The organism is Vibrio sp. J502, assembly GCF_025397955.1.
Taxonomy (GTDB): Bacteria; Pseudomonadota; Gammaproteobacteria; order Enterobacterales; family Vibrionaceae; genus Vibrio; species Vibrio anguillarum.
The window spans coordinates 597,413-623,159 of the sequence record NZ_CP104555.1; the positions used below are offsets into that span (position 1 = coordinate 597,413).

Genomic DNA, 25,747 nt, shown 5'->3' on the forward strand with positions numbered 1-25,747 from the left:
ATAGAAAATGTTCGATATGTTGCTCACAAAAGCGCGAATGAGCGAAATTGTGTTTCATTTTGGCGGTAATTTTATCTTTGTATGTTATTTCATATCAAAATGATGAACGGTTTAACAATTTAGGTTGTGTTAATTTAACAACTGGAGTGGATTTTAGAGAACAAATGCGCTTACGAGCTGATCCGATGACTTCATCATCATGCCTCTCTTAGCAGTATGAAATCATATCTCTATCCGTTATTGCACTTGATTATGTCGTTGTTTATAGAGACACCCTTAGTTTCCTATCATTTGTTAAGCTCTGCGTTAATGAGCAGAAGATCAAAATAATGAGTTAATTAACAAAAAACGATATTGCAAGTAACAAAATTGTGTTCGAACGCTCATAAATGCGGTTTTTTAATTTTCGTGGGAAGAAAAATGTGCAAAATTTGCCACACACAAACATTGTGTACACAAAAAATAAACAAGGACACTTACTATGACTCGAACAAAACAACATACTCTTCTCGGAGAGTGTATCGCGGAGTTTATCGGCACCGGATTGCTGATTTTTTTCGGTGTAGGCTGTGTTGCTGCCTTAGTTCTTACTGGCGCACAATTTGGTCAGTGGGAAATCAGCATCATGTGGGGCTTAGGTGTGGCAATTGCCATCTATTGTACTGCGGGTGTTTCTGGAGCTCACATTAATCCGGCGGTGACCATTGCACTGGCCGCCTTCCACGGCTTCAACAAAGCAAAAGTACTTCCCTATATTGCGGCGCAAATGCTCGGTGCATTCTGCTCTGCTGCTCTGGTTTACGGCTTGTACAGCAACCTTTTTACTGATTATGAAATCGCATACAATTTTGTACGTAGCAGCCAAGAAGCGTTAGCCACAGCGGGTATTTTTTCTACCTACCCTAATGCTTCATTATCATTTGTTGGTGCATTGGCGGTCGAATTTGTCATCACAGCAGTATTAATGTTCGCTATTTTGGCACTAGGTGATGAAAATAACGGCGCACATCGCAATGCAATGAACCCATTGCTGATTGGTATTCTGATTGCGGTTATCGGTGGTTCACTTGGCCCATTGACTGGCTTTGCGATGAACCCTGCGCGTGATTTTGGCCCTAAATTGTTTGCCTACTTAGCTGGCTGGGACTACGCACTAACAGGTGCAAAAGATATCCCATACTTCATCGTACCTATCATTGCTCCTATTGCTGGTGCCTGTTTTGGGGCATGGGCTTACCCTAAATTTATTGGCGCGTACTTACCTACTGTCGGCGTAGGCTGCACCATTCCAAACCAGTGTGATGACGTAGAAGAAAGTGAGCAAGCTCACGTCTAAAATAACGATAACACTTCATAAAACGATTAACGTGAAAGATAAGGAAAAGACCATGACTGAGCAGAAATATATTGTTGCTCTTGACCAAGGAACAACAAGCTCACGTGCTGTAGTGTTAGATCATGATGCTAACATTGTCAGTGTTTCTCAGCGTGAATTTACCCAGATCTACCCTCAAGCTGGCTGGGTTGAACATGATCCACTGGAAATTTATGCGACGCAAAGTTCGACGCTAGTAGAAGCACTTGGCAAAGCTGGTATTCGCAGTGATGAAATTGCGGCGATTGGTATTACCAACCAACGTGAAACTACGGTGGTGTGGAACAAAGAAACGGGTAAACCAGTCTACAATGCGATTGTATGGCAATGTCGACGTACCGCATCCATTTGTGAAGAATTGAAAGCACGCCCAGGGCTAGAAGAGTATATCCGCGAGAATACAGGCCTAGTGCTTGACCCTTACTTCTCTGGCACCAAAATCAAATGGATTTTGGATAATGTCGAAGGGGCTCGTGAAGACGCCGAGGCTGGAAAATTGCTGTTTGGTACGATTGACTCGTGGCTCGTTTGGAACATGACACAAGGCCGTGTTCACGTTACTGATTATACCAATGCATCTCGCACTATGCTTTTCAATATCAATAACTTGCATTGGGATGAAAAGATCCTAAAAGAGTTTGATATTCCTTTGTCTATGATGCCTGAAGTGAAGAACTCTTCCGAAGTTTACGGCCAAACCAACATTGGTGGTAAAGGGGGGACACGTATTCCTATTGCTGGGATTGCGGGTGACCAGCAAGCTGCACTTTATGGGCAGATGTGTGTTGAGGCGGGCCAAGCAAAAAATACTTACGGCACTGGCTGTTTCTTATTGATGAACACAGGTAAAGAGAAAGTCACCTCACACAATGGCTTGCTAACAACTCTGGCTTGTGGCCCTGCTGGTGAACCTTACTATGCACTTGAAGGTGCAGTCTTTATGGGCGGTGCATCGATTCAATGGTTGCGTGATGAATTGAAACTGATTTCCGATGCGCATGACTCGGAATATTTCGCTACGAAAGTTGATACGGCCAACGGCGTTTATGTTGTGCCAGCGTTTACTGGTTTAGGCGCGCCATATTGGGATGCTTATGCCCGTGGTACGATTGTCGGTTTAACCCGTGGCGTGAATTCGAACCATATTATTCGAGCGACCTTGGAAAGTGTCGCTTACCAAACACGTGATGTACTTGATGCAATGCAAGCTGATTCTGGCATTAAACTGTCTGCGTTACGTGTAGACGGTGGCGCGGTAGCCAATAATTTCTTAATGCAATTCCAATCTGATGTGCTTGCTACCGAAGTGCACCGTCCTAAAGTGACAGAAGTGACCGCGCTAGGGGCAGCCTATTTAGCTGGTCTTGCGGTTGGCTTTTGGGGAAGCTTGGATGAGCTTGCTGATAAAGCCGTGATCGATAAAACATTCGTTCCTCATCAAGATGAAGAGAAGCGCGATCGTCGCTATAAAGGTTGGAAACGTGCGGTGAAATGTGCGCAAGCTTGGGCAACTATGCACGATGACGAAGAGTAATACTTAGCCTTATGGCCTCTATGTATCCCCCTGCTAGAGGCTTTTTGCTTGGCTATCTATGTTTTTGCTCTCTGATTTATCGATAAAAAATGCTCTGTCATCGTGGCAGAGCATTTTTTTACACGTCAATTTTTATTATTTTGGGTTTATCATGCAGCGTTTTTGGCGTCAGCCGTTTTTTTTTCTCGCTGCATCTTTGCTAAAAAGTATATGTTTACGCAGGCGATAAAGCCGTTGGTGAGCACTACAGGCCATGAGTCAATCATTAGTCCGTAAGCGGTAAACAGTGCACAACCAACAAAATTAAGAATACGCAGTTTAACGATATCTTTCATTGTCAGCGAGATTGCCACCATGATTGAGGCGGCATAGCCTAAAATTTCAACCACATTCATTTCCATAATTTGACCCTCTTAATATATGCCGAACGATGTCGGTACCAATCTTCTCGCCGTGAGATAAGTGAGGAAGCTCCGTGCCTCGAATGGTCATAATTGATTTACTGTGTATAAATATAACAATAGCTAATATGTGATAAAAGACTCAAAACTAGGTTCGGTGAAGGTTAGCGATTACGCAAACGTTTAATGTCTATCACATAAAATTTATCGCACTTTTTGTTGATAGAAATATTGATTTGCTTTGTGAATGTTTTGGCCATAAAAAAACCCGTCTTAAGACGGGTTTCGAAGATGGTCGGCATCAATTTTACTTTTTGCCTTGAGTCATTTGTTTATCTTTATCGGTCAGCTCGCGAATACGACGGCTAATATCACGGCGCTCTTTTGAAATTTCTGCGCTTTTGATGATGTGATCATCGACGCGATCTTCGTAATCGGCTTTCATGTTATTGATGATCGCCATGACTTCTTCGTGGGTCATATCCGGTTTCATGTAATCGAGTAAGTTTTCAAGCAGTTCAACTCTTTTACGGTTATCACGAACTTTTTTCTCGTTATCTAGCAGTTCACGTTTCAGTTTATTTTTACGGCGAGCTTGGTTAACAATTTCAAATACGATACTCATAGGTTCCTTTTCCCAACTTGAATGTCAATGCCATTGATTAAATCATATCGAGCTGATTCATAACAGCCTTTAGATCAATCCTGACTCACTCTTGATTAAGAAATAATCACTCTAGTCATGAGTGATTGTATTGGTACGGATAGGCGCTATATCATGTACCTTTCAAATCGCTATCTTATGGTATTTAGAGATGCAACTTTCAGAAATTTTAGTACCTAAAAGAAAAGATGTACCTGCAAACGCTGAACTGCATCACAGTGTTAAATTGCGTGAAGCTTATATTAGCGAGCGTGAGAAGCTGGAGATGACCGAGTTAGAGTTAAGCCGTGCAAAGATTGTGATGATTGATAGCAATGGGAAAATCATCCGAATTTCACTGTTGTTAGAACACTAATGCAACATCGATTGTGGCCTCGATTAGGAAACTCCGCTTAGAAAAAAGGAAATTATAATGAACATTGAGCTCTCTCCCCTAGAAGCACGAATTATTGGCTGCTTAATTGAAAAAGAAGTGACCACGCCTGATTACTACCCATTAACGCTCAACAGCTTGACCACCGCATGTAACCAAAAAAGTAACCGTGAGCCAGTGCTGTCATTAACCGAAGCTGAGGTTCAAGATGCCGCTGAGGGCTTGATCGCTCGTCACCTGATGAGTGATGAAAGTGGTTTTAATAGCCGAGTGAGCAAATATCAGCACCGTTTCTGCAATACCGAATTTGGCGATTTAAAGCTGTCAAATCAAGAGCTTGGTTTGGTGTGCTGCATGCTGCTGCGTGGGCCACAAACGCCGGGAGAGTTGCGCACTCGCACTAACCGATTATGCAGTTTTACCGATGTAAAAGAAGTCGAAACTATTTTAGACGCTTTAGCCAACCGTGAATCAGGCCCGCTGGTGGTGAAGCTGCCACGTGAACCGGGTAAGCGAGAGTCGCGTTATCAACATCTCTTTTCTGGAGAGGTTGACGTTGAAAGTTTAGAGCAAACCTTTGCTCATGCTCCGGAAGGTGGGGCGACTGCTCGTATTGATCAGCTTGAACATGAGGTTCACGCATTAAAAAATGAAGTCGCCGAGTTACGCGCTTTGGTGGAAAGCTTACTGTAAGTGAATAAGGTTTCCCACAAAGATAGCCCGGACTGGTGGGTTTATTTGGTTCGAACCCGCCATCAAGCACTGTATTGCGGTATTACAACGGATGTTGAACGACGCTTTGTACAACACCAAACAGGGAAGGGTGCAAAAGCGTTACGAGGCAAAGGGCCGTTATTATTGGTTTGGTCTCAACGTGTAGAAGGCGGTAAAAGCCTCGCTTTAAAAACTGAGCTAGCGATTAAAAAACTGACCAAATTGCAAAAAGAACAGTTGGTGGCAGGGCAAGAGAATGTTCATTTCTCTGTTAGTGGCATGGATGATTTTGGTGACGATTAGGTTTGGTCAGCGGCATTATTCGCCAATTTCATGTGCAATGTAAAAAATTGTATTAACCTTGTTTAGGGAATAATAACAACAGGGTTGGTTGCAATATGAACAGTTACAACAAATGGTCAGTGGTCTCGTTGCTCTTGTTGGCTTGTGCTTCTGCGCAAGCGGCGAACACGATAGCTGACGCACGTGGTAATGGAATGGGGAATACTGGCGTAACAACGGCCGATTATCTGCTAGCCCCATTCTATAATCCTGCTTTGGTGGCCGTGTATCGGAATAATGACACGTTTGGCGTGCTTTTCCCTGCGGTAGGTGGTGCGGCTAGAGACCCAGACAAAAGCCTAAAATCCATTGATGACCTGCAAGATAGCATCAAAGCGTTTGAAAATTCCGGTACACCCAATCAAAGTGATATTGATAAACTCAATCAGTATTTAGACCAGCTTGCCGATGACAAACCTCTTGCAGCATCGGCGGGCATTGGTATGGCGATAGCAATTCCTCTCGATCTAGTTTCACTTAATATTTTTGCGCGTGGGCACGCGGAGGTGATTGCGCGTTCTGATATTGCGGCAAATACGGGTAATAGTGGCGCCGATGTTGAGAATCGTTATAAAAATTCAACCGTTGATCTGATTGCATTTGGTTACTCAGAATTTGGCCTAGCACTGGCCAAAATATACAACATTCGTGGCCAACAATTTTCATTTGGCATTACGCCAAAAATTCAACAATTAAGAACCTATAAGCAAAATGTTTCGGTAAAAGAATTCGATCTTGCTGATTATGACAAAAGCGAAACGAACGATAATGCCTTCAACCTTGATTTAGGGGCTGTGTGGTTAATTAACGATTTCCGAGTGGGTGTTGCGGTAAAGGATCTTTTTGCTCAAGAATTAAAAACCATTGATGGTTTAAGCTCGTATGATTTGGATACGCAAGTCACAATCTCGGGTGGATATGTCACTGAGTTTTTCACTGCTGCAATCGATTTAGATACAACAAAGCAGAGTCGCTTCCAAGACCAAAAAGATGATACACAATACCTACGCTTTGGCTTAGAAGGTAATGCTTGGGGATGGGCGCAGCTTCGTGCGGGTTATGAAATCGATTTAGAAGATACTTTGGACAACGCCGTGACGTTTGGCATTGGCATCAGCCCCGGAGATCTTGTCAGTTTCGATCTTGCAGGAAACTATGCTGGAGATAATCAATTTGGCATTTCTGGAAATTTAGCTTTCACCTTTTAAGTATAGGAAAGCATTCTGATGCTTTTGTTTAGTAAATGAGCGGTTATGAGTGCAAGTCAGCTTTTTTAGTGGTTTGCACTATCATTTATGAGGAACATACTTAATAATCAAGATGATATACGGGCTACTTGTTTGATCCTTCATTGGATAGTCCGAGAATATGATGAGTGCGAAATCAGCCATTGTGTGTCATTAAATCCAGAAGTTAGTGTAACGAGAATGCCATGAGAAAAATCCTGCTCCTTTCATTTGTATTCAGTGTCAGTTTGGCAGCCTCCACTCAGGCTGCAGCGCAAGTTTTAAATGGCTATTGGCGATATCAAGAGTTTTTAGATCTTAATCCTGCGCAACAGGCTCTTACCGACCAGATGATACAGGCAGTGCGTCAACCTCCCGCTGTACTCTCAATAGAGCAAGATAAACCTATTCATATTTCTGTTGTTTATCCAGGTCAACAAGTTTCCGATTATTGGGCGCGCAATATCAAAGCCTTTGAGATGCGCTTAGACGAACTTGGGATTAGATACCAAATTAACCAAGTCTTCACTCGTCCGAATGTCGATATTCGCCAACAAAGTTTATCGTTGATGGAAGCGATCAGAAACAAATCCGATTACTTGGTGTTTACGCTTGATACCATCCGCCACCGTAAATTTATCGAGCAGTTGTTAAGTTCAAATCAAACCAAAATTATTCTGCAAAATATCACTACGCCAGTAAAAAGTTGGGGAGATCGCCAGCCTTTTATGTACGTGGGGTTTGATCATGAAATTGGCACAATGAAACTGGTGGATTACTACAAAAAGTCGGCGCCAAAGAATAGTGCTTATTCCGTACTCTATTATTCTGAAGGCTATGTTAGCGATGCACGCGGTGATAGTTTTATCCAAGAAATGAGTCGAGACAGCAAATATCACTTGGCCTCTTCGTTTTATACAAAAGCGACACGAGATAGTGCATTTGATGCAACTTTGCGTATTCTTAAACAAACACCAGATATTAATTTTATTTACGCATGCTCTACTGATGTTGCACTCGGTGCCATGGATGCGTTGCAGCAGCAAAAAAATAGAGAAGATATTACGTTAAACGGCTGGGGCGGTGGTGAGGCTGAATTGGACGCGCTGCAAAATAGCACACTTGATGTGACTATCATGCGTGTCAATGATGATGCCGGTGTTGCTATGGCGGAAGCCATTAAGTGGGATCTTGAAGGAAAGCCGGTACCTACGGTTTACTCTGGTGATTTTGAATTGGTAACCAAAGAGGTCTCTTCAGCGGATATTGAAAAGCTCAAAAAACGAGCATTTCGTTACTCTGACCATTGATATATCGAGTCATTAATGAGTTTAAGGTCAAGCACCGTCAAGAAAAAACAAAAGATAGCTACCGTGATCACCAAATCAATGATTGCGGTGATTGGCGCATTGACGCTCAGCGTTTTATTTCAAAGTTATCAGATCAGTAGCAAAATCATTGCTCAAGAAGTGCAACGTACGGCTTCTCAAACCTCTAGTCTCATCCAGAACCTCTTTAACTTCCGTCTTTCATTACTGCAGATAAACCAAGATAGCAGCGCAAAAAATGCAGGTTTAGTTAAAGCAATTCGTAAGGGCGATAATGACAGCATTGATCAGTTCTTTTTTGGAGTTGACCAGCTAGAAGTAGCCAACACGCCTGACATTCGTTTCATTTCTGATTCTGACAGCCTGATGTGGGAAGATGGCAATGCTCAGTTTTATGGTATTGAACAAAACGAGCTGGTAAACATGTCTCGTAAAGTCGCGTTAAGTAATAACTGGCATATGAGCAAATCGCCCTCTCAATTGGGCTATGCCTACCTAATGGTCAGACGTACTCCCGTTATTGACTCGCAGTCCGGAGAGGTGATTGGTTTTTTGCATCTTGCTACCGTACTTAACAACAATTACGTGCTGGCAGAAACATTACGTGAAGGGAGTAACTCAGAAAATCTCGTGATGACGACGGGTGAAAAGGTCTTAGCCTCAACAATTAATGGTGATGAGACCTACACGGAACGTGATGTTTTAGAAGATAATTTTGACGCCTATAGTTTTGCCGATTACATGGTAAGCCGTACCGCGTTAACCATAGAAGGCGTACCAATTTATATTAACGTCCTCAGTGTGCAGAGCAATGAGAACGTATTGCAATTACGTGAAAATTATTTTTTTTGGATGATTTTTGCCCTTTTTGCGATGGTGATAGTCTCTATTTTGACTCGTTGGTGGTTACAGCAGCGTGTCAAAAATGAAATCAGTAGCTTGATGAATTACACCCACAAAGCTGCAGAAGCTGGGAGTTATGAGCTTTTTTCTGGTTCTAAAATCTATGAATTTGATCACTTCGGCAGAACGCTAGAACACACATTTCAACGTTTATCTGAGCAAGAAAAACAATTTGAAGATCTGTTCAATTTTTCACTTTCGCCCATCATAGTATGGAGTATCGACGGTGATATCATCAAAATGAACCCATCAGCAAAGAAATATTTCATGCGTCGCAATGATCAACAGCAATGCATTCTTGATGCATTAAAGCAAGAACTGCAGCCAAAGATACGCCTTGCGGTTGAACAAGAAACGTTCCGAGAGATAAACGTTGAAGTTGGCAACAAGGTTTTTCGCTGGAATTTATCGCCCATTATTTTTGAGCAGAGAATTGAGTCAATCATCACTCAAGGACAAGATATTACGACAATCGCTGAGGCGGCCAAACAGAGCCGACTCGCAAGACAAGAAGCGGAAGAGTCGGCGCGTATTCGTGCTGAATTTCTTGCAAAAATGAGCCATGAGCTGAGAACACCATTGAATGGAATTTTAGGGGTTTCTCAATTACTTAAGCGTGAAATCAGTGACCATGAGCAACTTGAACAAGTGAATGTGTTATGCAGTAGTGGTGAACATTTATTGGCGGTGCTGAATGATATCCTTGATTTTTCAAAGATAGAGCAGGGACAGTTTAGAATTCAAGAGTCTGACTTTAAGCTGGTTGAGGTCATCTCTGCCGTGGAAAGTATCTATCGGCCATTATGTGCGGAAAAAGAGATTGAGTTCAGCCTAAAGAGCAATATTCCGCCTGATATGATGATCCATAGCGATCAAGTCCGCCTGAACCAAATTCTGTTTAATTTATTAAATAATGCGACTAAGTTTACCCATAATGGGTTGATTAGCATTGAGTTCCAGCAAAAGAATAACCACCAATTGTTTATTTCGATTAGTGATACAGGTATCGGCATCAGAGAGCAAGATCTCGCGCTTATTTTTGAGCCTTTTACTCAAGTAGAATCAAACACCACACGAGAATACGGCGGTAGTGGTTTGGGGCTTGCGATTGTCAAAAGCTTAATTGAGATGCTTGGTGGTGCCGTAAACGTGAAAAGCCAATTTGGAGTAGGTACTACATTTTCTGTTGAACTCCCGCTGGTTGTCGTGAGTGACTGCGGGAAGGATATACCATCTTATGAGCGCGCGCCGCCACATGAAATGTTTGAAAAACCAATCAAAGTGTTGCTAGTCGAAGATAATCATACCAACGCTTTTATTGCTCAAGCATTTTGCAAAAAATACGGTATGGAAGTGACAAGAGTAGAGGATGGTCTACAGGCGATTGATTATGTGAAAGATCATCCAGTGGATCTTATCTTAATGGATAACCAACTGCCTTACTTAGGAGGGGTTGAAACAACCCATTTAATCAAACACGAGATGATGATGGATGTACCCATTTATGCGTGTACAGCTGATGGCATGCAATCGACTAACGAAGCATTTATGGCCGCAGGTGCAGAGTATGTGATAGTTAAACCTATCAAAGAGAAAGCATTGCATGAGGCTTTTTGTCACTTCCAAAAACGGCAGAAATAAAGCACTGCGTAACATTCTTATACGCTACCAGCCATAAAAGCGCGTTCTAATATTTCTTTTTTCAATGCAGCTGTCATTGCAATTGATTCAAGAAATTTAACGCCTACTAACATTCCTTTACCTTGTTGACGCACACTGACGATTTGGCAAGCGAGATCTTGTGGTAGAAGTGGGGAGAGTGTGGACTTTATCTCAATAAACATATCTTTTTCTAAATGGTGCAAGCCAGGAATAAATAGCGCGCAGCCAGAAATAGAAAAGTCGATCAATTTCCCTTTAAATTGATGCTCTCCTTCATGCATAACGGCTGGCAAAGAGAGTTTATAGCGCTCGTGCTCACGGATTGGTTTGGTCACAAAGTGCTTAGGAAACTTGATAAACAGTAATCCGAACGGTTTAGAGATACTACGAATAATCGAGGTTTTGAACGCGAGTATATGACCTAATTCAGTGTCACAAATCCCACGCAAAATGATTTGGATATTAACTATTTTTCGCATCACCAAGTCTTCACGAGCTTTTACGGGCATATCGATCAGTACATATCTTTCACGTTTGCATCCGACAATTGTCGTTGAAAAGCTGTAAGAATCCTCAGGTCCAAATTCAATAGTGACGAGGATTTTCATGCATGGCTTAAGGAGTTTGATGAGATCGTCGCTGTTAGTATTCGGAATTGGCATTGAGTGGCATCGTCGTTACGGAAATATAGCTTTACTATACCCCGTGATTTTTACGTCACCTACTAAGAAAAAGTAAAAAACTCTCAGAAGATCATGTTTCTAAGAGCTTTTCTCAAGTTTAATTCTAGTGGCTACATCTTGTGTTAAGCACTGATGCGTTGACATTCGCAAGTTGATGATTGGTCGATATAATCATTTAACTGATCAATTTGTTCAGTGTTAAATGTTAAGCCGAGTTTACTTCTGCGCCATAGGATATCTTCACATGAAGAAGCAAATTCATAATGTAAGAGATAATCGACTTCGCATTGATAGAGCCCAAACGCAAAATGTTTACCCAGATCAGCACTACTTTGCACATTATCGAGCATCACCGAAACTCGGCTACCATAATTAGTGATCCAGCGGTTAATGGTCGCTTTATCAAGATCTGGGAAGCGCTGCTCAAGCTGCTGTTTGAGCTGTGCTGGATAAAAGGCTTCTCCACCAGGCAGTGGTTTGTTTGCAGTCCAACTGTCAGACATTTGATTAAAAAATGGTTTTAATTGACCCATAGCAGATTCAGCTAACTTGCGATAAGTGGTTAACTTTCCACCAAAAATAGAAAGTAGTGGCGCATTATCAGCTTGTTGATCCAATGAGAGTGTATAGTCCCGAGTAATGGCTTGTGGTGAGTCAGACTCGTCATCACAAAGCGGGCGTACACCGCTGAAGTCAGCCACAATATCATCTAATGTGAGCTGATGGATAAAGTGCTTATTCACCACATCCAATAAGTACTGTTTTTCTTCGACGCTAATTTTCACTTGACGAGGATCACCTCGGTATTCGACATCGGTGGTGCCTATCATTGAATAGTGATCAAGATAGGGGATCACAAAGACGATCCGTTTATCTTCGTTTTGTAAAATATACGCCTGCTCTTCATCGTGAATTTTCGGCACGATAATATGTGATCCTTTGATAAGCCGGATACCGTAGGGAGAAGTAATTTCAATCTGCTCATCAATGAACTGTTTAACCCAGGGACCTGTTGCGTTGACAAGCGCGTGACTGCGGCGAGTAAAACGAGTTTGTGTTTTTTCATCAAACAAAGTCACATGCCATAACTCGTCAACACGACGAGCTGATTCAACGCGGCAATAGTTTTTTACTTCGGAACCGAGTTCACGTGCTTGCATCGCATTCAGTATCACTAAACGAGCATCATCGACCCAGCAGTCTGAGTATTCGAAACCCATTTTCATCTCATTTTTAGTCACCACACCCGCGTTAAGGGCTATTTTTTTGCTGGCAGGTAGTGAGGTTCGTTTGCCTAAATGGTCATAAAGAAAAAGTCCGGCACGAATCATCCAAGCAGGTCTTAGAAAAGGTCGGTGTGGTAGACGAAATCGCATTGGTTTTGCAATGTGAGGCGCTTTGCGCAACAGTACTTCGCGTTCAGCCAATGACTCACCGACTAAACGAAATTCATAATGTTCTAGGTATCTCAACCCACCATGAATTAATTTTGAGCTCGCAGAAGAGGTAGCGCTAGCAAAGTCTTTTGCTTCATACAGGCCAACTTTCAGCCCGCGGCCAGCAGCATCTACGGCGATGCCTGCCCCATTGATACCGCCACCGACAACAATAATGTCGAGCACATTGTTTTCGGCTTCAATCGAGTTGCAAACAGAATGGTTGTTCATTGAGCGTACCTATTTCGTTTTTTGTTCTGTAATGTTCGTATGAAACCATTTTTTAGTCGAAATAGTTAGTTTTTTGTTTTTTTATTTTGATCTCGATCATTATTTTCTAATGCATATGCTCACTTAACCAATAAAAAAGGCGCTACGTCTTCACGTAACGCCTTTTCGGTTGTGAAAAGTAATACCTCAACGAGCGAGTTTACGATGAGCGCGTGAAAAATGGCCAGCGCAGAACGCACCGACAATAGAAAGTTCACCAGCCAGACAGAGTGATGCTGCCACTTCGGCTAACGCTTGCGAATGACCAGTACCGTGCAGACCGAGAATATCCAAACATGCTTTTTGACTCGGTAACCCTGTACCGCCACCAACGGTCCCTAACATTAAATTGGGTAAGGTTACACTGGCGTACAAACCACCATTTTTGTCCACTTCCATGCGTGTCATACCAATTGCCGATTCAGCAACGCAAGCGGCGTCTTGCCCACAGGCAATATACAAAGCAGCGAGTGCATTAGCGTAATGCGCGTTAATGCCTATCGCGCCGCTTAATGCCCCACCAACAGTCGTCATTTGGCCAAATTGCATCATAGACTGTGGCGTCGTATGCAGATGTTTATGGATGAGTTCGGCAGATAAATGCACCTCGGCAGTCACTTTTTTTCCTCTCACACTACGCAGTGTTTGGCTAGTGGCTTTTTTATCACCCGATAGGTTGCCATCAAGGAATGCGTATTCAGGCTGCACAGGAGTATTCGCCAGAATGGTTTGGAACACGGCATTGGTGGCAATAGTGACCATGTTTTGCCCTGATGCATCGCCGGTTAAAAACTCAAACACGAGGTAGACATGGTTCCCTTCAATATTGACATTAATGTCTGACAGTTTTCCGTGTGCTGTCGTGTTTTCTGCAACTTGTTTAAAGTGGTCATATTGAGTCACTATCCACGCCACAAACTGCCCAGCTTCGATTAAGTTATAAAATGCAAAGCCTGGCGTGCGAGTAACGCCTTCATTTAACAACATGGCGCTTGCACCTCCTGCCGCAGTAAGCAGTTTTGCACCACGATGATAAGAGGCAACCAAAGCGGCTTCGGTTGTAGCTAGCGGGACGAGATAATCACCTTTGGCAAACAGTCCGTTGACTCGTAATGGCCCTGCGATCCCAACTGGAACTTTGACTGTGCCAATAAAATGCTCAATATTTTTGTGGTAGCTGAGCATATCTTGCTCTGTTGAGTCATCTAAAAGCGCACTTTTGTTCGTTCGCGTGTTAAGTACTTGCCAACAGCGTTCTACATTTTTTGCGGTTAAATACGGACTTGGTGTTAATTTGAGCGTTGGAGAAGTGAGTTTGGGTTGGAGTATTTGCTCTAGCTGCTGTGCTGATATATCACCACCCAAAATAGAAACATAATCTCTTCGATGCAGGTTTAGCTTAGGCATAGCGAATCATGGTAAAGAATTTGCGGGCATTGTACTCACCATGCACATAAACACAATATTTGCTTGTGTTGCAAGTTGTGTGAAGAGTTAGGCTTGGATATCCAATATTGAACCCAGCATGTCTTGATCTCGTTGGATAATATTGGTGCCAATGCGGCTGTATTGTGTAGCTTGGTTCAATTTTAGTAGGCTATCAATTTCTTCAGGTTTTTCTTCAGCTTTAGCAACAACTTTATCAAACTCAACTTTATTAAAAGCAAGCGCTTTGTCCGCTTTATCAACAGGAGAGATGTCTTTTTCCATATTGAGCTCACGAGCCGCATCCTCAGCCATTTTATTTGACTGATTGATCAGTTGATAGCCAGAATGAACACCAGATATAGACATAAGCTTACCCTCGTCGATGTCTAAAGTTTAGGCTCCGTTTACTTTTTGCACAAGAAGAAATTCGTGACTAGGAAAAGAGGCTCGAAAGCACATTCAGCTCATCATCAGTGAGTAAATTATTCGATTCATTTTCCAAAGAGTGCTTTATCTCGCCTTGTAATAAACGCAGTTGTTGAGGTGTTAAATGCTGTAATTGTGATTTTAAAGACTCAAATTGATTATGCGTCATCGACTCATGCCTCAGTAAAAAATGCGCTGCCTTCTCACCGCGGTAAGTTTGATGTCCTTTCATGGCCTTACACCTGTAAGAAAATACTTAATCTGAGATTATTCTCGACGTGGCGATTTTTTGTCCGAAAAATGTCAAGTTATAACAAGAGAAAGGTGAGAGCAGCCCGAAATTGAGCCGCTCTCATTATTACGACAATTGCTAGTTTACACGGACGGCAAACTTACTGGCGAGAGAGTGAAGCTCAGGTAGCATGCGATAAATAAGGTGCAGCTGTTGTAAGACCATTCTTACCGAGCTTTCATCTTCTTCACGCCATTCGGCTAAGCGTTTCTCTAAGCCTGCATCGTCAATGTCGCTGGTATCGCATTCATCACAATGTTCATAAAGTTGTTTGTGCAACACCTCTAGGTGTTGGTGGATCACTCGGTGAGTTTCAAGTACCAGTTGGTGCGTTGCTTCATCTTCGATGCGTGTCCGATGGGCTCCAAGAGCAGAGATATAGCTGAGCAGTGCATGGTTCAGTGTCAGAAAACGGAAACTTTCATCGATTGCCGCGCGATATTTACCCGGTTCTGCCAGCATATTACTGATCGCTGCGGTTAAATTTGCGTCTTGGTTGTGGGCATTGCGCCGTGAGATGCGATAGCTCAAGTTGTCTTTTTTACCGATACGGTACTGACCAATAATCTGTCCCAAATAGGCTTTATTGGCATCGATCGCATCCGCCATGACTTTATGTAATCGTTTTGATTGCCAGTCAGGGAGGATCAGCACTACCGCTGCGACGGCCAATGCGCAGCCAATCAGAGTATCGGCAAGCCGAGGCAGTACCACGGCGTAACCTTCACCCAATTGATTAAAGCAAAACAGCACTAAAAGAGTAATAAAGCCAGTCGCATAGCCGTAGTTGTTTAGTCTAAAGGCGAAAAACATCACACCTGATAGTACGATAAAGACCAATTGGCTTTCTGGCGATGGGAACAAGGTTAATAGCAGCACGCCTAAAAACAGCCCCGATAACGTACCAATGATTCGGGCCGTCAGTTTTTGCCGAGTGGCTGAGTAGTTTGGCTGACAAACAAACAGTGTCGTGAGTAAAATCCAATAGCCTCGTTCAATACCAAAACCTTGGATGATTCCGTAACCGATAGTGAGTGCGATAGACATACGCAGCGCATGACGAAATAGCATGGAATCTTTATGCAGATTTGCCTTCACCCGTAACCACATGGCTTTAAGAGTGTGGGCTTCTGTATCATACAACATACCCTCTTCGAGCTTGTTAGCATCAGGGTTGTTAACGTTATTGAGTTGCTTTTCTACTGTTGCTAAGTTATTGAAAAGATAACCTAATTGCGCTAGTAGCATTCGCCAGTCAGGGCGTTGTTGTTCTTGTAGGTAGTTTAATGAGCTTTGCAATTCATCCAGAGCCATGATTGACTCTGAATGGTGCTGATAGCTTCGCCCTAACTGAATCGATTGGGCTATTTCACGGCAGGCTTTAGCCTGTGTTTCTAATAAATGTTTAAAGCGAAACAGCACATCTGAGCGGCCAAAGTGTTCGGCAAGCTCTTGATAGCGATAATGACTTGAATTGACACGTTCATGGATATCTTGTGCCATAAAATAGATGTTGAGAAATCGGTCACTGGCACCATCAATATGGCCTCTTTTTGAACGACTCAACAAAGTGGCTTTACATTGATTGAGTGCGGTAACCGTTGCCGCGTTTAAATTGGCTTCAGCAATTCGATATGGCTGAGGGACTAAGTTCGATACGGGATGGAAGAGATGGCTTTTGGACTCAAGATAATTGGCCAATTGCAAAAAAACATTCGCTAAGCTTTGCTGTACTGGTTGCATTGGCCAAAACATATGCCAAATCATCGACATGAAGTAATACCAAGCGGCACCCGTCAGGAGCAAAACGGGTTGAAACCACAAATTCACGCTTTGGTGTGCACCCAACATGGTGTAGATGGCGATAAGTAAGGAGCCAAAGGCGATGCTGGCATAACGTGGGCCAATTGCGCCAAGAATGATAAAACCAAACGAGGAGATGAATAACCCAATCGCAAACAGTGGCGGGGTATGGAAAAGCAGTTCGATAGAAAATGCAGCGATAGCAAAGCAGATAAATGTCAGAGTGAGGGATTTTAACCGTCCACTGAAACTATCATCACTTTCAGCCAGTGCTGCGGCAATCACGCCAAGGATCAGTGGCGTAATCCAAGTATTGAGGTTGTAGTGCCACGCAGGAATGACCACACCTAATAGAGTGATCAAAATGAGAATGCTGTAATTGACAGTTTTATTCGCCCAATAAAGGCGAATTTTGCTAGAGAGCGGCACGATACTTCAACATCCAAAAAGAAAACCATAGTGTAGCAGAAGCGTTGATTAACACTCTGATCAAGATAAAGAAAAACGTCTACTTGATTACAAAATCAACAACAGTAATCTTGACATTAATTTTTCAATGCCCACTGTGATTGGTATATCATATTCACATTCTTATAAAAGAGCATAAAACCATGCAGCTGAGCGCAAATAAGCCTGCACAATTTCTCATTCAAGACGAATATAACCAAGTTGAACTTGACCAACAGCGTTTGATTATCTCCTCGGCTGTCAGCGAAGAGCGGATCCCGTTCACGGTTTGGAACGGTAAAGTCCGTGTTAAGCGTGGTTTGTTTTGGGGAGCATTGCAGTTTTTTGCGCATGAAGATGAAGGTGTTCAACAATCATGGTTGGTGCAAGGTTTGCCTTGGCCCGAGTGCCGACAGTTTGCCCATACGGCGGTAGCGGCTTATCAACAATGGCACAATCGTCAATGTGTGCAGTTGAGTCAGTATCTGCCTCGCTGGGAGCAAGAGCTCAATCGCTTGAAGCGTTTACCCTCTTTTTTGCCGCACTCCTTATTGGATGTTTGGGCTTTGCAAGTGGAAGCTGATTTTTCGACGATGGACATGAAATTAGCCGAAGCACGTCAACGGCTACCTGATGCTATTGCTCAGCTCTCGCCTTGGCTTACGGATCGCTCGGCGTCCCTTGCCCAGCGAAATCAACACTGGCTTGAATTGGAACGTCAAAACTGGGAAGTCTTATTCTCTCAAGTCGAAAGTTCTCCACTTAATTTGTCGCAGCAACACGCAGTGCTACTCAATGATGATCACAACCTCATCCTTGCGGGTGCAGGTTCGGGCAAAACCAGCGTTTTGACGGCGCGTGTTGCGTATCTACTCCAAAGTCACCTTGCACAGGCCCACGAAATTCTACTGGTGGCTTTTGGTCGCGATGCGTCGAAAGAGATGGAACAGCGATTAGATAGCAAAATCGGCATGGCGGCGGAACACGTTCGCGTTAATACCTTCCATCAGTTAGGGCTGAAAATTTTAAACGAGGTTGAAGGGCGAGAAGCGATCATTTCGCCAGTGGCTCTAGACAGTAACTTAAAGTTGGCATGGTGTATTGATTGGTTGAAGAAACATTGGATGACGCCGACCAATTTTAAGCGTTGGCAGAAGCATTTATCTAAATGGCCAATTGCTTATTTAGCTGGTGATGATGAACTGGGCAGCCATGTTGAAAACCCCAAGCTGATTGCATGGTTGGAAAAGCAGCTTGAGCAACTGGCTATGCTTGGTCTTGGAAAAAAGGAGCTGCAACAACGTTTGATTGACCATCCAGACTATTCACGGCTGAACAGTGAGCTCTCTTTGTGCTGGCCATGTTACCAAGCTTGGTTACAAATGCTCAAAGAGCAAAATCAAATCGATTTTAATATGATGATCAGCCGCGCAACGGAATACGTTGAAAAGGGCAAATTTAAATCGAATTGGAAATTCATCATGATCGATGAATACCAAGATATTTCACCACAGCGATTGGCGTTGATCCAATCTTTATGTGAGCAGCAGCCAGGAGCGTGTAACTTGTTTGCAGTGGGTGATGATTGGCAGTCAATCTATCAATTTGCTGGTTCTGACGTTGATCTTACGACTGGGTTTAGTGAACGCTTCCCACACTCGACGGTTCATTATCTGGATACGACTTATCGTTTTAATGATCAGTTGGGTGCGGTGGCTAACCAGTTTATTCAAGCCAATCCGAATCAGTTACCAAAAACACTTAACAGCTTCAAGCAGCAAAAACAAAAATCAGTTTTTATTGCACCAAGTAACAACATTGAAAAGATCTTGGATCAGCTCAATCGCCAAGCGAATGGTACACAATCTGTGCTATTGCTTGGACGAAACCATTATCATAAACCAGAGCGGCTTAACGACTGGAAAAAGCATTACCGCTCACTCAATATAGAATTTATGACTTGTCACGCCAGTAAAGGTAAAGAAGCCGATTTTGTGATTGTGCTCGGTGTTGATGAGGGACAGTTTCCGGCTCGAGTGAAAGCACTGCATATCGATAGTGCATTGAGCCAATCGAATGATGATTTCCCCTACGCCGAAGAGCGCCGTTTATTCTACGTTGCAATGACCCGCGCTAAAGAGAAAGTGTGGATCACGCACTCGGGCAGTGGCTCGGTTTTTGTTCGCGAATTGCTATCAGGGGATTACCCAGTGGTGAAGCAGAAATAACGCATCCTTTGGAAGGGGATGCGTTCACGCAGGCGATCAAGTTGTTTTATGTGGTGATTTGGATTTTGACTGTGTGTCTCTGTGCGTATGTAAAGGTTATAGGTTACATGCGTTCAGCTAGATAAGCTTGGTAATCAGGGATCTCGATATCGACCTCTTGCTCTATCAACTGTGAAGAGAACAAAAATTTAGCACTGGCGCGGTTTGTGGCAACTGGAATGTTCCAAACGCTGGCAATTCGTAGCAGAGCTTTTACATCGGGATCATGCGGTACGGCATTGAGTGGGTCCCAGAAGAAGATCAACACATCAATTTTACCTTCAGAAATCAACGCGCCAATTTGTTGGTCGCCACCCATCGGACCACTGATCATGCTTTTTATAGCAAGGCCAGTCTCTTTGCTGAGCATGTTGCCAGTGGTTCCTGTCGCGTATAAAAAATGGCGCTGTAGTTTTTCTTTATTTTCTTTTACCCAGCGAAGTAGTTCCGGTTTGCAGTTGTCGTGAGCGACGAGAGCGACATGCTTATGCGCAGGCATAGTCCGAGTCGTTGTTTGCATTGAAGAGTCCCTATGATTCAAATCAGTATGTTAAATAGCGAAATCGCCACTTTTATTCAATCTCTTTTACGCTAAAAGTCGGCCTATATTCAGATGGAGATAACGAATCTGCAATTATCTGCGGATTGAGTGACATAGGCGTTAAGGATTCGATAATCGGGGCGGCTTTTTTTTCATAAGGTTGCTGATTGAAAAAAGCCGCAGCTTGTTGAATGGAAAGCCTGCCTTGCTCGACCATTTTATCCGTTGGCGCAAATTCGACTCGGCCACGCAGCAGCCCGCGGTAGACGCCATGACTTAAATAGGTTGCCACCAAACCGATGTGGTTTGTCATCCCTGAGGTTCTCAATTCGCTGATCGCCGCTTCAATCGCGACGGCGCTGCCCACAATATAGCGAAGGTCAGCTCGCTCCAGCGCTTGTTGTACTAAATTACGCTGCAGTTCTTTATCATTATCTGCCCATAGGCTTTCCACTACGTTGATATCGCTGTCTTGTATTGCGCGATAAAAACCTTGGCTAACAGGTTGAGTACCACCACTGGTTTTCGGGCCAAGTAGCAAGGCTATATTGGTTTTTCCACTGCCTTGTGGGTGCTTATCAGCAAGATATTTTCCCGCGTAGTATCCCATCCAATACCAATCGACACCCACTTGACCTTGTAGCCGCGCAGCCTGCTGCTGATTGAGAATGAGCTGATTAACCGTTGCAAACACAGGCGTAGAAGCGACGTATGTGCTTAAGTCCGTTGAGTAAAGATCCGGTGCCACAGTACCGAGAATAATCGCATCAGCGCCCCAACGAACGCACAATGAAAGCTGTTCTTTTTGTCGTTCATGATTAGGATAACCACCCGATTCTAACACGCGTAAATTCAACTTCTGTTTTCTCGCCTCGTCAACCATTCCATAGTTGACTGATAACCAATAGGAATCTTTGAGGTGAGGGTATAAAGCGCAGACTTTCTTATGGGGTTCGGCGAATGTTGTGTTGCTAACTAAGCTTAAAATCAGCAGTAAAAGCGTTGGGGAAATAAGGTTTAAGATCAATTGCATTCGCTATTCGTTGGCATAACGTGAGTAAACACTGCAAAATATAGCCCATTCCGTGTTGCTTAAGAAGTAATGTTTGAGGTTGGGTGCCATGTTGTTAGCCAAAGCCAGTATTGGCCGAAAATTAATGTTGTCCTTTTCGGCAATGGCCCTGCTCGTTTTGTTATCGGCGTTGATCGGTGTGTTTGGTTTTTCGCTGGTGGCTAAAACCGAACGTAATGTGGTGAATTCTGCCATTCCTTCGATGCTGGAAGCGCGTCAAGTGTCGGAGTTAAGCACACGAATCATTACGTCTGTGCAAATGTTAACCAACTCTAAAACAGAGCAAGAGCGCCAGCAGTATGGCAAAGCGCTTTTCGAACAGCTTCAATCTTTGCTTAATCACATCAAGCAGTTGGGTGCCGATTCCTTTGATTCAGAACTGCTGACGCGCCTAGAAAATGATGTTCAAAGCGTTATCGATACATTGGCTCAGCTTGGTATTACGGTTGAGCGTAAGTTGTATCTGGCACATGACTTAAGTGTTCGAGTGGAAGAGATGCGACAACTGGCGCTGCAATTGGAAGAGCTGACGCGTACTCAAGTGCTCAATACCAGTACCATCGCAGTGGCGAATGTGACGCACATTTATGACTTGCTGCAAGCCGATAAAACGTCACAAGCGTACCAAGCGTTAGACGCTTTAGTGGAAGTGGACCTCGATCTTTCAGAGCGCTTGCATGAGCTTCATTTGTTGGCGTTCAAAATGCTCAGCCACATCGAAGAGACACGCACGGTTACCGATGTTGAGCGTATCCAACAGATCCAAACCGAGTTTTTGCATAATCTCACCATCATGCAGCGCAGAGTACGCGCGGTAGAAGACCCGACGCGTTCGAAGCAAATGACAGAGCTGCTTAATGAGTTAGAAAAGCGCAAAGTGGTTTTTAGTGTTTTACAGCAACGTTATGATAACGAACAGGTCGCGAAATCGCTCACACAAAATACCTTACTACAGTTTTCAGATCTCAATACCACCGTCAGCCGCTTAGTGGATGACTCCAATCGTACAACGACCCGCGCTGTTGAGCAGCTCTCTACAACCTTGAACGTGGCCCAGTATACATTGACCTTACTAACCTTGGTTGGCCTTCTCATTGCAGCTTTCATTATGTGGAAGGTCGTCTATCTGTCGGTGGTAAAACGTTTAGCTGAATATTCATCGGCACTGTTATCCATCGCAAAAGGGCAACTGCAGGTGGAAGTGGTAGTCCAAGGAGAGGATGAACTGGCGCAAATGGGGCAGGCGATCATCACGGCTCGCAATACCGCGCAGTCTCTTAAAGTGGTAGCGGAAAGCGAGGCGCAGGCGAGAGAGGCGTTACAAGAACATAAAGAGCACTTAGAGGAAGTGGTTACCGAGCGAACAGAGCAATTACAACACACCAATAAGAAACTCAATATGGAAGTGTTGAATCATGCTAAAGCTCGCAACTTAGCCGAACAAGCCAACCGCGCTAAATCGGCATTTTTGGCCACCATGAGCCATGAAATCCGCACACCAATGAATGGCGTATTGGGCACGGCTCGTTTATTACAAGAGATGCCATTAACGGTTCAACAGCGCCAGTATGTGGACGTGATTAACCGCAGCGGCCACACCTTGCTGTCCATTTTGAATGATGTGCTGGATTATTCAAAAATTGAGGCCGGACACTTAGAAATTCGCAATGCCAACTTTAATTTGCACCAAGTGGTGGACGATGTTTACCAACTAATGAAAGGACGTGCTGAAGAAAAGTCGCTTGAATTTACCAAGCAGATTGAACTGGATGTTGCTCCTTTTTGGGTGGGTGATATGACTCGCTTAGGTCAAGTGCTGACGAACCTTGTGGGTAATGCCATCAAATTTACCGATCAAGGTTATGTGGATATTTATGTCGGTCTTGATGCTGAAATGCCTAATCAAGTGACATTTGAAGTGTCGGATTCCGGTGTTGGAGTCAGTGAACAGGATCAAATCAGGCTGTTTGATGCGTTTACTCAAGCTTCCAGTGAGCAAAGTTACAAAGGCGGTACTGGGCTTGGTTTGGCTATCAGCAAACGGCTTGTTGAAGCCATGGGCGGCGAGCTTAAGCTTGAATCAGATTTAGGCAAAGGAAGCCGTTTTGAGTTTACTGTTCCTTTACAGCGAGGAGAGGCAGTGAATGACGTGGTTAAAAGGCCGATAGCCGCGACGCGAGAGGCCAACATCTTGCTGGTGGAGGATAACCCTGTCAACTGCATGGTTGCTGAAGGGTTTTTGACCAGTCTCGGTCATAATGTGCTCACCGCGAAAACAGGCGCTGAAGCTCGGGTTCTGTTTAGTGAAGACAGGTTTGATATCGCACTGCTCGATATTAATCTACCTGACGTTAATGGTGTTGAGCTGTTGGCGCAGCTCAAAATTATCGAACGTGAACAGTATTCGTATCTACGCCCCACACCGATGGTTGCTATTTCGGCGCATGTGTTTAATGAAGAGGTGGAAAGCTATTTAGCAGCTGGTTTTGATGGCTATTTGCCCAAACCTTTAGTCAAAGAAGATCTTGCACAACTTGTCCAGCAACGTATTGAACACAATACCTTACCCGTTGAGTTGATTGTGCCTACGCACGTAACCTCGGATAGCCAAAAATCCGCTCGTCCGATTATGGACGAGCGGATCCTACTCGCGGATATTGAGGTGCTAGGGCGTGACAAGATGAATGAAATCATTGAGCTGTTCGCAGATTGCACGCATGAATACCTACACGAGTTTCGTCAATCGAGGGAACAGGCTCAGGTCGTTAAGTCGTTAGCACACAAATTGAAAGGTTCAGCTGGCAGCTTAGGTTTGCATGCCTTGTTTGATCTGTGTTTAGTCATTGAGAAAAGTGCTGACTCTGCGCAAACTTATCAAGAGCTACAAGCGGAATTAGAAGCCTTAGCTGCTCAATCCATTCATTCACTCAGGTTACTGTTTATATAAATAATTGGCTGTTGGCATCATTAAAAAGGGCCTGCGACAAGCGCAGGCCAAGTTCCCTGTGGAGCAAGGTTTTTTAGGGGGAGGTGTTGAGATCACTGAATAATTTTAATGATCTCATGATTAGCGGCGCAGAACCCTACATTCTACGCGGCTAATTCTTTTACTACTGGCAACGTCAATAAACGACAGACGTTAATATTACCCACGCCTTCGATCGATTCTAATTGTGTCATCAAAATGGATGAAATATGGCGGTTAGCTGCGTCTTGTACCAGAGCATTAAGCACTTGCTGAGACAGCAAATCTGCTTGTGTCGCTAGTGATGGAATATAGGTTGGTGTAACGCCGCGCAAAATGGTTAATTTACGCAGCAGTTCAGGCCTGTCGGAGAGTGCCCAAATGGTAGCTTGGCTTTGACAGCGAGACATCAACAGTGGTGTTTCTCCCTGTTGAGTTAAAATGGCGACCCCAAGATCTTTGTGAACCTTAGTCGCCGATATCATGGAAGAAAGCGCGAAGCTTTTGCCCGCATCGCTGCACAAATGATGCAGTTTATCCCATGAATTTTGCGCACAGCCTAACTCTTGTTCTGCACCATAAGCGATACGCACCATCGCTTCTACTGCTTCAATGGGATAGCTTCCCGCCGCTGATTCTGCTGATAGCATAATAGCGTCAGTGCCATCAATAATCGCGTTTGCTACATCAAGCACTTCTGCGCGTGTTGGCAGCGGGTTGTCAATCATCGACTCCAGCATCTGTGTTGCGGTGATAACGGGTTTGCCTAAATAGTTTGAGCGCGCAATCAACGCTTTTTGTACGCCAGGTAGGCGAGCATCACCGATTTCAACGCCTAAATCACCACGAGCAACCATCACTACGTCGGATGCATTGATGACCGCGTCCATATTTTTTTGATCGCTTACCACTTCGGCTCGCTCTACTTTGGCGACAATGTGTGCATGACAGCCGGCTTGTACCGCTAACCGGCGCGCTTCATGTAAATCCTGGGCATTACGTGGAAATGAGACAGCTAGAAAATCGGCTTGGAGTTTCGCGGCAGTGATGATGTCTCGTTTGTCTTTGTCCGTCAGTGCCGGCGCGGAGAGGCCACCACCGAGCAAATTAATGCCTTTGCGATTAGACAGCTTACCGTTGTTTATGACGCGAGTTTTTACCCACTGCTGTGGTTTGTTGAGTTCTTCGACCCGGAGTTGTACTCGGCCATCATCAAGCAGTAAAGTATCACCCAACTTCAAGTCTTGAATCAGTTGCGGGTAATCTAAGCCTACACGTTCTTGGTTACCAGCCATTGTGGGGTGAAGCCCATCGAGAATAAATGAGTCACCCGCTTTTAGAGTGATCGCACCGTCTTCAAAACAGGAAATACGGATCTTAGGTCCTTGTAAATCGACTAATATGCCGACACTGACACCAAGCTTTTGTGAAATGTCACGTACTAACATCGCGCGTTCAATATGCTCGTCAGCGGTGCCGTGAGAAAAGTTTAAACGTACAACGTTAACACCAGCATTAATGAGCTTGGTGATCATCTCACGGCTTTGGCTTGCAGGGCCAAGCGTTGCAACGATTTTTGTTTTACACATAGTGGT

At 43.9% G+C, this 25,747-nt stretch carries 21 protein-coding genes; 10 read left to right on the plus strand and 11 right to left on the minus strand.

The window, feature by feature from the left end; translation table 11 throughout:
- Window positions 1–481: 481 nt before the first annotated feature.
- Both N5E84_RS18340 and glpK read left to right on the plus strand, forming a co-directional pair.
- Window positions 482–1,336 carry an MIP/aquaporin family protein gene (locus N5E84_RS18340; RefSeq protein WP_069212119.1) on the plus strand — a complete coding sequence of 285 codons (855 nt, stop codon included), beginning with the start codon at window positions 482–484 and terminating at the stop codon, window positions 1,334–1,336.
- Window positions 1,337–1,388: 52 nt separating this feature from the next.
- Window positions 1,389–2,909, plus strand: a complete 1,521-nt coding sequence (gene glpK, locus N5E84_RS18345) for a glycerol kinase GlpK (RefSeq protein ID WP_026027462.1) — start codon at window positions 1,389–1,391, stop codon at window positions 2,907–2,909.
- A gap of 149 nt (window positions 2,910–3,058) precedes the next feature.
- Here the strand turns inward: glpK and N5E84_RS18350 are convergent, their stop codons facing one another.
- The gene (locus tag N5E84_RS18350; RefSeq protein ID WP_010319896.1) at window positions 3,059–3,310 is read right to left on the minus strand and encodes a YgjV family protein; all 252 of its coding nucleotides are present in this window, start codon (window positions 3,308–3,310) and stop codon (window positions 3,059–3,061) included.
- 307 nt (window positions 3,311–3,617) lie between these two features.
- Complete coding sequence (locus N5E84_RS18355) at window positions 3,618–3,935, minus strand: DUF496 family protein (protein ID WP_010319897.1); 318 nt, start codon at window positions 3,933–3,935, stop codon at window positions 3,618–3,620.
- A gap of 190 nt (window positions 3,936–4,125) precedes the next feature.
- On the opposite strand from N5E84_RS18355, the gene N5E84_RS18360 reads away from it, so the two are divergent.
- The 6 genes from N5E84_RS18360 (at window position 4,126) to luxQ (ending at window position 10,501) form a co-directional block, all read left to right on the plus strand.
- Window positions 4,126–4,329, plus strand: coding sequence for a hypothetical protein (locus tag N5E84_RS18360; RefSeq protein WP_026027876.1), 204 nt, complete (start codon window positions 4,126–4,128; stop codon window positions 4,327–4,329).
- A gap of 57 nt (window positions 4,330–4,386) precedes the next feature.
- Window positions 4,387–5,040 (plus strand): YceH family protein, encoded by a 654-nt coding sequence (locus N5E84_RS18365; RefSeq protein WP_019282227.1) that lies wholly within the window; start codon window positions 4,387–4,389, stop codon window positions 5,038–5,040.
- Window positions 5,041–5,364 (plus strand): GIY-YIG nuclease family protein, encoded by a 324-nt coding sequence (locus N5E84_RS18370; protein WP_013867913.1) that lies wholly within the window; start codon window positions 5,041–5,043, stop codon window positions 5,362–5,364.
- Between the two features lie 95 nt (window positions 5,365–5,459).
- On the plus strand, window positions 5,460–6,611 hold the full coding sequence (locus N5E84_RS18375) for a conjugal transfer protein TraF (protein WP_019282226.1): 1,152 nt from the start codon (window positions 5,460–5,462) through the stop codon (window positions 6,609–6,611).
- A 224-nt stretch (window positions 6,612–6,835) separates the two neighbouring features.
- Complete coding sequence (locus N5E84_RS18380; protein ID WP_069212120.1) at window positions 6,836–7,939, plus strand: autoinducer 2-binding periplasmic protein LuxP; 1,104 nt, start codon at window positions 6,836–6,838, stop codon at window positions 7,937–7,939.
- A 15-nt stretch (window positions 7,940–7,954) separates the two neighbouring features.
- Window positions 7,955–10,501, plus strand: a complete 2,547-nt coding sequence (gene luxQ / locus N5E84_RS18385) for a quorum-sensing autoinducer 2 sensor kinase/phosphatase LuxQ (RefSeq protein WP_069212121.1) — start codon at window positions 7,955–7,957, stop codon at window positions 10,499–10,501.
- A 17-nt stretch (window positions 10,502–10,518) separates the two neighbouring features.
- Here luxQ and N5E84_RS18390 read toward each other — a convergent pair whose 3' ends face one another.
- The 6 genes from N5E84_RS18390 to yccS all read right to left on the minus strand — a co-directional run bounded on the left by N5E84_RS18390 (window position 10,519) and on the right by yccS (window position 17,289).
- Window positions 10,519–11,184: a flagellar brake protein gene (locus N5E84_RS18390; RefSeq protein ID WP_019282225.1), complete on the minus strand. Its 666-nt coding sequence runs from the start codon at window positions 11,182–11,184 to the stop codon at window positions 10,519–10,521.
- Window positions 11,185–11,327: 143 nt separating this feature from the next.
- Window positions 11,328–12,872, minus strand: coding sequence for a glycerol-3-phosphate dehydrogenase (gene glpD, locus N5E84_RS18395; protein ID WP_019282224.1), 1,545 nt, complete (start codon window positions 12,870–12,872; stop codon window positions 11,328–11,330).
- A 186-nt stretch (window positions 12,873–13,058) separates the two neighbouring features.
- On the minus strand, window positions 13,059–14,318 hold the full coding sequence (locus N5E84_RS18400) for a hydroxymethylglutaryl-CoA reductase (protein ID WP_069212122.1): 1,260 nt from the start codon (window positions 14,316–14,318) through the stop codon (window positions 13,059–13,061).
- Between the two features lie 87 nt (window positions 14,319–14,405).
- On the minus strand, window positions 14,406–14,705 hold the full coding sequence (locus N5E84_RS18405; RefSeq protein WP_017047233.1) for a hypothetical protein: 300 nt from the start codon (window positions 14,703–14,705) through the stop codon (window positions 14,406–14,408).
- A gap of 67 nt (window positions 14,706–14,772) precedes the next feature.
- A complete protein-coding gene (locus N5E84_RS18410; RefSeq protein WP_013867905.1) occupies window positions 14,773–14,997 on the minus strand; it encodes a hypothetical protein in 225 nt (74 codons plus the stop codon).
- Between the two features lie 138 nt (window positions 14,998–15,135).
- Window positions 15,136–17,289 (minus strand): YccS family putative transporter, encoded by a 2,154-nt coding sequence (yccS, locus tag N5E84_RS18415; protein WP_013867904.1) that lies wholly within the window; start codon window positions 17,287–17,289, stop codon window positions 15,136–15,138.
- Between the two features lie 182 nt (window positions 17,290–17,471).
- On the opposite strand from yccS, the gene helD reads away from it, so the two are divergent.
- Window positions 17,472–19,535, plus strand: a complete 2,064-nt coding sequence (gene helD, locus N5E84_RS18420) for a DNA helicase IV (RefSeq protein WP_029388232.1) — start codon at window positions 17,472–17,474, stop codon at window positions 19,533–19,535.
- 103 nt (window positions 19,536–19,638) lie between these two features.
- Here helD and N5E84_RS18425 read toward each other — a convergent pair whose 3' ends face one another.
- Both N5E84_RS18425 and torT read right to left on the minus strand, forming a co-directional pair.
- Window positions 19,639–20,094, minus strand: coding sequence for a methylglyoxal synthase (locus tag N5E84_RS18425; RefSeq protein ID WP_026027464.1), 456 nt, complete (start codon window positions 20,092–20,094; stop codon window positions 19,639–19,641).
- Window positions 20,095–20,146: 52 nt separating this feature from the next.
- Complete coding sequence (gene torT / locus N5E84_RS18430; protein ID WP_069212123.1) at window positions 20,147–21,148, minus strand: TMAO reductase system periplasmic protein TorT; 1,002 nt, start codon at window positions 21,146–21,148, stop codon at window positions 20,147–20,149.
- Window positions 21,149–21,236: 88 nt separating this feature from the next.
- Between torT and torS the strand changes: the two genes are divergently transcribed.
- On the plus strand, window positions 21,237–24,134 hold the full coding sequence (torS, locus tag N5E84_RS18435; RefSeq protein WP_043004388.1) for a TMAO reductase system sensor histidine kinase/response regulator TorS: 2,898 nt from the start codon (window positions 21,237–21,239) through the stop codon (window positions 24,132–24,134).
- Between the two features lie 143 nt (window positions 24,135–24,277).
- Here torS and pyk read toward each other — a convergent pair whose 3' ends face one another.
- Complete coding sequence (pyk, locus tag N5E84_RS18440; RefSeq protein ID WP_069212124.1) at window positions 24,278–25,741, minus strand: pyruvate kinase; 1,464 nt, start codon at window positions 25,739–25,741, stop codon at window positions 24,278–24,280.
- Window positions 25,742–25,747: the final 6 nt, after the last annotated feature.